Below are 10,916 nucleotides of genomic sequence, written 5' to 3' on the forward strand. Positions count from 1 at the left end.
GACGTCGAGGCCAGGTCACCCCCCTCTGTCCTGCCGGACATCTCCCCCTCAAGGGGGGGATCGAGGGAGGCTTGCTCAGCGGTCCCTCTCTGATTTGTGCGACGGCAAAACGCCGACAGGGAGCAGAGTTCGGCAATCTCTCGGCGATCTCAAGGCTCCTGGTCGGCTAGGACCTTGCTTCTGGCCGATCTCCCCCCTTGAGGGGGAGATGTCCGGCAGGACAGAGGGGGGTATGGCGGGGTGCGCCTTCCGATGCTGTTTTGCCCGTGGATAATTCGCCGCCGCCTTCCAGCGTCTCCAATGACTTAACCGCTTCATCATCCCCGTCCTCCAGCTTTCGGCCTACAATCCTCCCGCTTCCGTCGCCGGAGTGTTTCGCGAGACGTTCGCGGGCAGGCGGAGGCCGGCGCCCTGGTTGGACCTGTAACGTGCAGGAAAGGTCAGGGAGGTGAAAGCCATGGGCGAGGGGCAACCCGAACCCTATCAAGCCTCCCCCTGGCCGCCAGGCCGGGTTCGGTTGAGCCGTGCAAGTGGCAAGGTTTCCCGAAAGGAAGCCGCGAACGAAGCCACGCAGCGAGGCGAGGTGATCACCTGTAGGGGCCGGAAGCCTCGAAAAGACGCCGAAGGCCACGCGAATGCGGAGCCATACTATTATTTATTATGAGGTTCCGCATTCGTGTGGACTCTCCAAACAAGCCAAGCCACGGGCGCACTTCGCCGCGTGAACAAGAACCCGTGTCACCTCGGAGGATACGCGTGCTCACCGCCGCGGAAATCGCTGACGGAATAACATCCGCCGTCGCCGCGTACGGCGCTTTCGCCGATCACTGCCTTGCCGTGGCCGCCTGGGATATCCAGGACATAGGTGGGCTGGCAGAGGCCGGAAATATTGCCCCGGAGCGCCGAGACGATCTTCTGGCCCTCGGCGATATCCAGCCGGAAGTGGCTCGTACCCGGGGCAAAGTCGGGATGGTGCAGGTAATAGGGCTTGATTCGGGTCTCGACGAAAGCCTTCATCAGGTCGCCAAGCACCGCTGGATCGTCGTTGACGCCGCGCAAGAGCACCGTCTGGCTCACCATCGGAAAACCGGCATCGACCAGGCGGCCGCAGGCGGCGCGGGCGGCGTCGGTCATTTCGCGGGGATGGTTGGCATGCAGCGCGATATAGACGACCTTGCGGCTTTCCTTCAGCGCCGCGATCATCGCTTCGTCGACGAGGTCCGGCTCGACCACCGGCACGCGGGTGTGAAAGCGGACGATTTTTACATGCGGGATCTCGGCAAGGCCGCGCATGATCGCCGCCAGCCGTCTCGGCGAAAGGACCAGCGGGTCGCCGCCGGTCAGGATCACCTCCCAGATTTCGCTGTGCTCGCGGATATAGGCGAGCGCCGCCGCCAGCTCCTCAGACGAAAGCGTGCCGTCGCCCTGCGGGCCGACCATTTCGCGGCGGAAGCAGAAGCGGCAATAGACCGGGCAGATATGCACCGCTTTCAGCAGCACCCGGTCCGGATAGCGGTGAACGATGCCCTTGACCGGGCTGTGCGCCTGATCGCCGATCGGGTCGGCACGCTCTTCCGGCGTCGCCAGCAGCTCGCTCGGATCGGGCACGAACTGCCGGGCGATCGGATCGGCCGGATCGGTGCTGTCGATCAGGGACACGACCGTCGGCGTCAGCGCAATCGCATAGCGGTCGGCGACGGCGCGGATGCCGCCGAGTTTCTGGGGCTCGATCAAGCCGGCGGCTGCCAGCTCTTCCGGGGTTTTCAATGAGCGGACCGACGTCACGAAAATACCTCCGCGACCGGCGCCCACATCACCTGGTCGATACGGGTGGCACCGGTTGCCAGCATGGCCAGCCGATCAAAGCCGAGCGCCGCGCCGCTTGCGTCCGGCATGGTCGAAAGCGCATCGAGAAAGTCTTCGTCGAGCGGATAACGTTCGCCGTAGATGCGGGCCTTCTCGGCCATCTCGTGCTCGAAACGGCGGCGCTGTTCGCCGGCGTCGGTGAGTTCGCCAAAGGCATTGGCAAGCTCGACGCCGCAGGCATAAAGCTCGAAACGTTCGGCGACGCGCGGATCACGGGCGGAGGGCCGGGCGAGCGCGGCTTCGCAAACCGGATATTCGTGCAGGATCGTCGCGCGGTCCTTGCCGAGATGCGGCTCGACCTTTTCGACCAGCACCTTGCTGAACAGGTCAGCCCAGGTGTCGTCTTCGGCAAAGCGGATGAGGGCCTTTTCCAGACCGGCCGCCAAGAGATCGCGGTCCGTTTCGCCGTTCGTCGCCACGGAGGCCAGCAGGTCGATGCCGGCGAACCGGTCGAAGGCTTCGGCAAGCGTCAGGCGTTCCGGTTCGGCGAAAGGATCGACTTCCATATCGCGGAAGGCAAAGCGTGTGGTCCTGGTGGTTTCGGCGGCCAGCGCCAGCATGTCGGCGCAATCGGCCATCAGCTGTTCGTAGCTCTCGCCGACCCGGTACCATTCGAGCATGGTGAATTCCGGATGGTGCAGCGGTCCGCGTTCCCTGTTGCGGTAGACATGCGCGAAGGTGAAGATACGCTTCTCGCCGGCGGCCAGCAGTTTCTTGGCGGCGAATTCCGGCGATGTGTGCAGGTAGAGCGGCGCCCTGCCACCGTCGATGGCGATCACTTCCGTCGCGAAGGCATGCAGATGTGTCTCGTTGCCGGGGGAAACCTGCAACGTCGCCGTATCCACCTCGATGAAATCGCGCTCGCCAAAGAAACCGCGCAGCGCCGTCTGGACCGCATTGCGACCCTTCAGGAAGGGCCGGCGGTCGGCATGGTTTGCCGGCGTCCACCAGGGCGAGCGGGATATGGCAGGTCGCGACGAGCTCATTTGCGGCTTTCTTCGCCGGTTCTCCCCGGCAAGGCTTCCACTTTGCGCGGTTTTAGAGTAGTTCCGGCCGGAAAACAGACGATCCGTCCTTCGGGACGGTTATCGCCCGGTCCTCTACGATGCATTTTCGGCAGTTACAAGCCGGTTCGCTACACAAGGAATCCTATGGTCAAGGTCATCGCCTCTTCTGTCCGCAAGGGCAACGTCATCGATGTGGACGGCAAGCTTTATGTCGTTCTCACCGCCGAGAATTTCCATCCCGGCAAGGGCACACCTGTCACGCAGGTCAATATGCGCCGCATCGTCGACGGCGTGAAGGTGTCCGAACGCTGGCGGACGACCGAACAGGTCGAGCGCGCCTTCGTCGAGGACGTCAACCATCAGTTCCTCTATGAAGACGGCGAAGGCTTCCACTTCATGAACCCGGAAAACTACGACCAGGTCGTGGTGGATGTGGATACGATGGGCGACCAGAAGGCCTATCTTCAGGAAGGCATGACCTGCGTCCTCTCCATGCACGAAGGCATTGCTCTGGCCATCCAGCTGCCGCGCCACGTGACGCTCGAGATCGTCGAGACCGAACCGGTCGTCAAGGGCCAGACGGCTTCCTCGTCCTACAAGCCGGCCATGTTGTCGAACGGCATCCGCACCGCGGTTCCGCCGCATATCGATGCGGGCACTCGCGTCGTGATCGCGACCGAAGACAATTCCTACGTCGAGCGCGCCAAGAACTGATCATCCCCGGCCTTTCCGGACGTGATAAAAAAACCTCCGAAGCGCTGGCTTCGGAGGTTTTTTATTGTCGTTATGTTTGGGGCGGAGGTTACTTTTTGACGACCACCGACGCGACCTTGGTATCGGTCTTGCCGAAGGCATAACCGCCACCGACCGCCACGTTGAGCGAGACGTAGTCCAGTGCCATCTGACGCACGGCGGCTGCGAGGTTCGACTGAGCGGTCGAGACCTCGCGCTGAGCGTCGAGAACGTCGAGCAGCGAGGAAGCGCCGTCACGATAGCTGGCGGTGCCAAGCTGCAGAGCTTCTTCGTAGGACTTCACAGTTGCCTGAAGAGAGGAGACCGTGCGGCTGTCGCGGGAAACTGCGGCCAGTGCATTTTCCACTTCTTCGACTGCGTTCAGAACCGTCTGCTTCCAGGCAAGATACTGCTCGCGGGCGCTGGATTCGGCGATCTTGACGTTGCCGCGCAGGCGACCGCCGTCGAAGATCGGCAGGCTCAGCTGTGGCCCGAAAGACCAGGTCAGGGCCCGGGTATCGAGGCTGCCGGCAATGGCGTTGTATCTCGGAGAAATGGAGCCGCCGAGCGTAATTGCCGGATAGAGCTGGGCCTCGGCGACGCCGATTTGGGCGACGGCCGATGCGAGTTGGCGTTCCGCGGCACGGATGTCCGGACGGTTGCGGATCAGGTCCGCCGGAATGCCGGCCTTGGTGCTGAAGCGGGCAACCGGCTGGCGGGCACCTTTCTGAAGTTCCGGAACGAGCGACGATGCCGGCATGGCGAGAAGCGTGGCGACACGATGCGCCGCACCCCGGAAACTCGTCTCCAGGCCCGGGATTTCTGCGATCGTCGAGTTCACCAAGCCTTCCGACTGGACGACATCGAGACGAGAAGCTGCGCCGGCATCCAGCTGGAGCTTGGTGAGGCTCAGCGTTTCACGCCGCGAATCGAGGTTCCGGTGAGCAATCGCAATGCGTTCCTGGAAGTAGCGCACGTCGATATAAGCCGCGACGACCTGAGACAGGAACGAGAGACGTGCGACGTCCTCGCTGGCATAGGCGGCATCGAGGCTTGCGAGCGCACTCTCCTTGGAACGCCTGTAGAGGCCGAAAAGATCGAGGAACCAGGACGCATCGGCAGTACCCGCCGACACGGTCGTGCGCGAGAACGAACCGGGCTCGGTACGAGTGCCGGTGGTCGTGCTGGCGGCCGAGAGATCCAGCGACGGGAGAGCGCCCGCGCCGGCGACGGTAACGTTGGCCTGGGCGGACGTGATCCGCTCCATAGCCTGGAGGATATCGAGGTTCTGGCCGATCCCCTGATTTACGTAGCCGTTCAGGCGGCTGTCATTAAATGCGGTCCACCAGGCAACCTGCGAAACATCGCCGTTGCTGGTCTTGCCGGCTTCGGCAAATTTACCCGGAAGAGCAATTTCCGGCGCCTTGTGATCTGGACCGACGACGCAGCCCGAAAGCAGCAGCATAGTGAGAGGAGCAACAACACGAATGGATAACATTTTTCTGTCCCAGTGCCCTATAACGCGTGGAAGGTCAGCACTCATGCCTCTTCCGATTGTCCCGTCAGCAGCGATTCGTACAGCTTCTGACGGCATTAAAGGTCGAATACGTTAACGAACGTAATCATCATCCTACTCTTTTTCACGCTTTGATAACCGTCTAACGACAACAAAGAAGGACGGAACGAAGAAAATTCCGAGAAGTGTTGCAGAAAGCATACCACCCAGCACCCCGGTGCCGATGGCGTTCTGAGCTGCCGATCCGGCGCCGGTCGCGATCGCCAGCGGCACGACGCCGAGGATGAAAGCGAGGGATGTCATGACGATCGGCCTCAGGCGCAGGCGTGCAGCTTCAAGGGTTGCCTCGATCATTTTCATCCCGCCGGCCTGACGTTCCTTGGCGAATTCGACGATCAGAATGGCGTTCTTCGCCGCGAGGCCGATCGTCGTCAGAAGCCCGACCTTGAAATAAACGTCGTTCGCCTGGCCGAAGAGATACGCCGCGGCGAGCGCGCCGAGCACGCCGATCGGGACCGCCAATATGACGGAGAACGGGATCGACCAGCTTTCATAGAGTGCCGCAAGGCAGAGGAAGACAATCAGGACCGATAGCCCATAAAGCATCGGCGCCTGCGAGCCCGACAGCCGCTCCTGGTAGGAAATGCCCTGCCAGGCCACCGAGTAACCGCCAGGCAGCGCAGCCGTCAGCCTCTGCATTTCGTCCATGGCCTGGCCGGTGCTGACGCCCGGACCGGCCGCGCCCTCGAGTGGAATGGCGCTGGTGCCGTTGAAGCGCGCAAGCTGCGGCGTGCCGCTGATCCACTGGACGGTGCTGAAGGAGGAGAAGGGAACCATCTCGCCGCTATTGTTACGGGCGAACCAGTGTTTCAAGTCGTCCGGCTGCATGCGGTAGGGCGCATCGCCCTGGACATAGACCGGCTTCAGCTCGTTGTTGAGGGTGAAGTCGTTGACATCGCGTCCGGCGAAGATGGTGGCCAGCATCGAGTTGACGGAGGCGAGATCGACCCCCATCGCGCCCAGCTTTTCCTGGTCGAGCAGGATCTTGAGCTGGGTTTCGGATCGCTGGGTGCTGCTGCGCAGCGAACTGATGTTCGGATTGCCGGTGCCGGCCTGAATGAGCTGCTGCGATGCCGTAGTCAGCGCCGCGTTGCCGTTGTTGCCGCTGTCGACCAGATACATGGAGAAGCCGCTCGACGTGCCCAGCCCCTGGATGGCCGGCGGCAGAAGGGCGAAGACCTGCGCATCGCGGATGCTGAAGAAATACCCGCTCGCCCGCCGGACGATAGCTGCGGCAGACTGCTCCGGCCTGGTACGCTCGGCAAAATCCTTGAGCTTGGTGAACACGATCGCGTTGTTCTGGCCGCTTCCGCTGAAGCTGAAGCCGAGGACGCCGAACACGGCATCCACATTGTCCTTTTCCTTTTCGAGGAAATAGGCCTCGACCTTCTTGACCGCCTCGTCGGTGCGCGGCGTGGTGGCGCCGACAGGCGTCTGGATAATGGTCAGCAGAACGCCCTGGTCTTCCTGCGGAAGGAAAGAATTCGGCAGTTTCGTGAAAAGCCAGGCGCAGCCGCCGATCACCAGCAGGAACGCCAGCATCACGCGGAACGGGCGCTTCAGAAGATACCCAATAGTGCTGACATAACCCCGGGTCGAGCGGTCGAAACCACGATTGAACAGGGCGCCGATGCCGCGGCGCTTCTTGTGGTGATCGATCGGCTTCAGCATGGTGGCGCAAAGCGCCGGCGTCAGCACGATGGCGACCAGTGCCGAAAGCAGCATGGCCGATACGATGGTGATCGAGAACTGCCGGTAGATGATGCCGGTCGAGCCACCGAAGAAGGCCATCGGGATAAACACGGCCGTCAGCACGAGCGCGATGCCGATGATGGCGCCGGTGATCTCGCCCATGGACTTTTCGGTGGCTTCGAGCGGGCTTAAGCCCTCTTCGTCCATGATGCGTTCGACATTCTCGACGACGACGATGGCATCGTCGACGAGAAGGCCGATGGCGAGAACCATGGCGAACATGGTCAGGGTGTTGATGGAATATCCGGTCATCGCCAGCACCCCGAACGTGCCGAGCAGGACGACGGGCACCGCAATCATCGGGATCAGCGTTGCACGCAGATTCTGAAGAAAGATGAGCAGGACGACGAAAACCAGGATGATCGCTTCAATGAGCGTGTGGACGACCTTCTCGATCGACAGCTGCACAAAGGGCGTCGTGTCGTAGGGATAGGTGATCTCCACGCCATCCGGAAGATTGGGTCCAATGGCGGTCAGCGCCTCCCTGACGCGCGCGGCGGTATCGAGAGCATTGGCGCCGGTCGCGAGGTTCACGGCGAAACCCGTGGACGGCAGGCCGTTCTGGCGGGAGCCGCCACCATAACTCTCTTCACCGATCTCGACGCGGGCGACATCGCTGAGGCGCACCGTCGCGCCGTCCTGTTCGACCTTCAGGATGATCCGCTCGAAATCGTCGACCGTCGTCAGCTGGCTTTGCGCGGTCATGGTGACGGTCAGCTGCTGCTCCTGCCTGGCCGGAAGACCGCCCAAGGCGCCAACGGAAACCTGCGTGTTCTGGGACTGGATCGCGGACGTCACATCCGCGGGCGTCAACTGGTATTTCTGCAGCTTGTAGGGATCGAGCCAGACGCGCATCGCGTAGCCGGATCCGAAGATGTCGATGCTGCCGACGCCTTCCAGGCGCTTGACCTGATCTTCGATCTGCGTGGAAAACAGGTCGCCGAGATCGACCGAGCTTCGCTTCTTGTCCGTCGAAACCAGGGCTCCGACCATCAGGATGCTCGATGTCGAACGGGAGACCTCGATGCCGGCCTGCTGCACCACGTCGGGCAGCTGCGATTGCACCAGCTGCAGCTTGTTCTGCACCTGCACCTGGGCAATGTCCGGAAGGACGCTGCTGCCGAAGGTCAGCGTGACCGTCGCGCGGCCGGTCGAGGAGGACGACGTCATATAGGTGAGGTCGTCGAGGCCGGTCATGCCGTCTTCGATGATCGTCGTCACCGATTTCTCGACGGTCTCGGCGCTTGCACCGTTGTAGCTCGCGGTGATCCTGACCGTGGTCGGCGCGATGTCGGGATATTGCGAGATCGAGAGCGTCGCGATGGCGAGCGCGCCGCCGAGCATGATGACGATCGCGATGACCCAGGCGAAGACCGGTCGCCGGATAAAGAACTTGGCCATTCAGATTATTCCTTGCCGCGTTTCGTCATGTTCGTTTCCGCTCGGGCCTTCACGGCTTTGCCGCGGCCGGTTTCGGCGCCTCGACGACGAAACCCTTGTCGTCGACCGTCGCATCGACCGGCTGGACAATGGCGCCATCGGCGATCCACTGGAAGCCGTCGACGACCAGGCGGTCGCCGTCGGTTACGCCCTGCGTGACAAGCCAGCTGTTGCCGGAGACGCTGCTGGTCGGGAAGATGCGGGTCTCCACCTTGCCGTCGGTTGTGACGAACTTGGCGGAAAGCTCACCGCGGGCATTGCGCGTCGCGGCGCGCTGCGGGATCAGGTAGCCGCTCTCTTTGCCGAGAGTGACGGTGGCGCGCACATAGGTGCCCGGCAGGATCATGTCCTCGGGGTTATCGAAGAGCGCGCGGATCTGGTAGGTGCCGGTCGTCTCGCTGACGGCCATATCGGCCATGTCGAGCTTGCCGGTCAGGGGGTAGTCCGTTCCGTCTTCCAGGGTCAGCCTGATATCCGCCTTGCGCGGATCGCCGCTCAAGCGGCCGGAGGCCATGGCCGTGCGCAGTTCAAGCAGGTTGGTACTGGAATCGATGAGATCGATATAAATCGGGTCGAGGCGGCGCAGTGTCGTCAGCGCGGTCGTCTGGTTGGCGGTGACGATATTGCCGATGCTGACATTGGAGATCGACGTGACGCCATCGAAGGGCGCGCGGATCTCGGTCAGGTCCAGATTGATCTGGGCGGCATTGAGCGCGGCATTCGCCTGTTCGACATCCGCCTGTGCCTGGAGAAGCGTCACCCGCGCATTCTCATATTCGATCTGCGTCGCGCCGCTGTTGACCAGCCGCTCATAGCGGGAAAGGTTCGCCTGGGCGCTCGGAATGCTGGCTTGCGCCTTCGAGAGGGTCGCCTTCGCCTCGGCGACCTCGGCCGCATAGGTGCTGTCCTCGATCTTGTAGAGAAGATCTCCGGCCTTGACCTCGTTGCCCTGCTTGAAGGCGATCTGATTGATCTGGCCGGTAACGCGCGGACGGATGTCGGCGATCTGGAATGGTGTAGCCCGGCCCGGCAGGACAGCCGTGATCGGCTGCTCGGACTTCTTCATGATCACCACGCTGACCGGCTGCGGCGGACGCTGCGGAGCGCCGCCTGCCGCACCGTTGCCGGCCGGCGTCTGGCCTGAGTCGCTGCAGGCGGTGAGCGCCACGGTAAGAAGCAGGGAAAGTATCAGTTTGCGTCCGGTCATGGCGTCATCCAAGGCAAGCGTCTGGGTCATTGCCCCGGCAGGCGGGATGTGCCGGGGCGGAAGTCGGGGAGATTAACCCGTCTCAATCAGTCGGAACAATGGTGGTCACAAGTGAGAGTTAACCAATGTTCCACGGTTGGTGAAGTGACGTAAATATAAAATCGTCACTTTGCAAGCGGATTTTGCAGCGCAGCATTCACAAGCCTGGCAAGGCCGTCGCAACGGTCATGCAATTCCGCCTCGCCGGCCTTGGCCAGAAGGACCGGATGGAGCACGCTGGCAAAGGCGGCCGCCACGTGCCGGCCGACCGGCTGCGGGTCCGCACACTGGTAGACGCCGCTCTCGACCCCTTGCCGGATGAGATCGGTGAACAGGTTCTCGATCAGCTGCTTGTAATGCTGGCCGCTCGGGAGATCCGCTTCCGACATCAGGAAGATCATCTCGAACAGGAAGGGAGTGTTGCGAAGATCCTGGAGATGCGCTTCCATCAGCTTGCGAACGAAGATTGCCAGCCGCTCGGGCGCCGGTGCCGGCTCGTCGAGCGTCTCGAACCGGCCAATCATCCGGCTGATATGCCGGTCGCAGATCGCATCCGCCAGTGACGCCTTGGAATGAAAGTGCTTGAAGACGTTGGCGGGCGACATGTGCAGCGCGTGGGCGACGTCGGCGATCGAGCATTTGGCGATCCCCCGTTCACGGAACAGAGATTCAGCCGTGTTGAGGATATCTTCCCGCGTTTCTTCCGCCTTGCGTCTCGGTCTGCGCACTTTGTCCTCGTCATAATACCGGAACGGTTTCCGGCCAATTGTTCAACGCGTGCTGAAATAGGGCGCCAGATTGCTGCGGATACGGTCGAGCACGGTCGCGCCGCTGGTATCGGGCACAAAAGTCTCGCCGGTGATCGTCTCGAAAGCCGTGCGGTAGACTTTGGCGGTCTCCTCGACGAGCTCGGCCGGGATCGCGGGGATCTCATCCTTATAGGGGTCGCAACGCTCGACCACCCAGGCGCGGATGAAGTCCTTGTCGAAACTCTTCGGCCGCGTGCCGTTGCGGAAGGCCTCGTCGTAGCTGTCAGCGATCCAGTAGCGGCTGCTGTCCGGCGTGTGGATCTCGTCGGCAAGGATGATGGTGCCCTCGGCATCCGTGCCGAACTCATACTTGGTATCGACGAGAATCAAGCCGCGTTTCGCCGCCAGTTCCTGGCCGCGCGCAAAAAGCGCGAGCGCATAACGGGAGAGGGTCGTCCATTGTTCGGCGGTCAGAAGTCCCTGCTCGACGATCTCGCCGGGCGTCAGGGGTTCGTCGTGGCCGCCGTCGAAGGCCTTGCTTGTCGGCG

8 protein-coding genes (1 of these 8 cut by a window edge) are annotated in these 10,916 nt (G+C 62.3%); 1 reads left to right on the top strand and 7 read right to left on the bottom strand.

Features of this window, described 5'->3' with window-relative positions; all coding sequences use genetic code 11:
* Positions 1 to 738: 738 nt before the first annotated feature.
* Together ABCW43_RS27885 and epmA are read right to left on the bottom strand one after the other, a co-directional pair.
* Positions 739 to 1,785: a lysine-2,3-aminomutase-like protein gene (locus tag ABCW43_RS27885; protein ID WP_345930594.1), complete on the bottom strand. Its 1,047-nt coding sequence runs from the start codon at positions 1,783 to 1,785 to the stop codon at positions 739 to 741.
* Complete coding sequence (epmA, locus tag ABCW43_RS27890) at positions 1,782 to 2,852, bottom strand: EF-P lysine aminoacylase EpmA (RefSeq protein WP_345930595.1); 1,071 nt, start codon at positions 2,850 to 2,852, stop codon at positions 1,782 to 1,784. Before epmA ends, ABCW43_RS27885 begins: the two co-directional genes overlap by 4 nt.
* Positions 2,853 to 3,017: 165 nt before the next feature.
* Between epmA and efp the strand changes: the two genes are divergently transcribed.
* On the top strand, positions 3,018 to 3,587 hold the full coding sequence (gene efp / locus ABCW43_RS27895) for an elongation factor P (RefSeq protein WP_345930596.1): 570 nt from the start codon (positions 3,018 to 3,020) through the stop codon (positions 3,585 to 3,587).
* Positions 3,588 to 3,675: 88 nt separating this feature from the next.
* Here the strand turns inward: efp and ABCW43_RS27900 are convergent, their stop codons facing one another.
* From ABCW43_RS27900 to ABCW43_RS27920, 5 genes are all read right to left on the bottom strand, one after another.
* Positions 3,676 to 5,103, bottom strand: coding sequence for an efflux transporter outer membrane subunit (locus ABCW43_RS27900; RefSeq protein ID WP_345930597.1), 1,428 nt, complete (start codon positions 5,101 to 5,103; stop codon positions 3,676 to 3,678).
* 132 nt (positions 5,104 to 5,235) lie between these two features.
* Entirely contained in the window at positions 5,236 to 8,334 is a 3,099-nt protein-coding gene (locus tag ABCW43_RS27905; protein WP_345930598.1) for an efflux RND transporter permease subunit, read from the bottom strand.
* 49 nt (positions 8,335 to 8,383) lie between these two features.
* Positions 8,384 to 9,580 (bottom strand): efflux RND transporter periplasmic adaptor subunit, encoded by a 1,197-nt coding sequence (locus ABCW43_RS27910; RefSeq protein ID WP_345930599.1) that lies wholly within the window; start codon positions 9,578 to 9,580, stop codon positions 8,384 to 8,386.
* 164 nt (positions 9,581 to 9,744) lie between these two features.
* Entirely contained in the window at positions 9,745 to 10,347 is a 603-nt protein-coding gene (locus tag ABCW43_RS27915; RefSeq protein WP_345930600.1) for a TetR family transcriptional regulator, read from the bottom strand.
* 42 nt (positions 10,348 to 10,389) lie between these two features.
* Positions 10,390 to 10,916, bottom strand: the 3' portion of a protein-coding gene (locus tag ABCW43_RS27920) for a phosphoribosylaminoimidazolesuccinocarboxamide synthase (protein WP_345930601.1). The gene runs 424 nt beyond the window's last position; only the last 527 of its 951 coding nucleotides appear in the window; the start codon falls outside the window, past its right edge; it ends in the stop codon at positions 10,390 to 10,392.

Origin of the sequence: Neorhizobium tunisiense (assembly GCF_039631515.1) — a bacterium.
Taxonomy (GTDB): domain Bacteria; phylum Pseudomonadota; class Alphaproteobacteria; order Rhizobiales; family Rhizobiaceae; genus Neorhizobium.

Coding starts and splice junctions, on each gene's coding strand:
- epmA (WP_345930595.1), bottom strand. CDS start 2,852: ATGAGCTCGTCGCGACCTGCCATATCCCGCTCGCCCTGGTGGACGCCG.
- efp (WP_345930596.1), top strand. CDS start 3,018: ATGGTCAAGGTCATCGCCTCTTCTGTCCGCAAGGGCAACGTCATCGAT.
- ABCW43_RS27900 (WP_345930597.1), bottom strand. CDS start 5,103: ATGTTATCCATTCGTGTTGTTGCTCCTCTCACTATGCTGCTGCTTTCG.
- ABCW43_RS27905 (WP_345930598.1), bottom strand. CDS start 8,334: ATGGCCAAGTTCTTTATCCGGCGACCGGTCTTCGCCTGGGTCATCGCG.
- ABCW43_RS27910 (WP_345930599.1), bottom strand. CDS start 9,580: ATGACCGGACGCAAACTGATACTTTCCCTGCTTCTTACCGTGGCGCTC.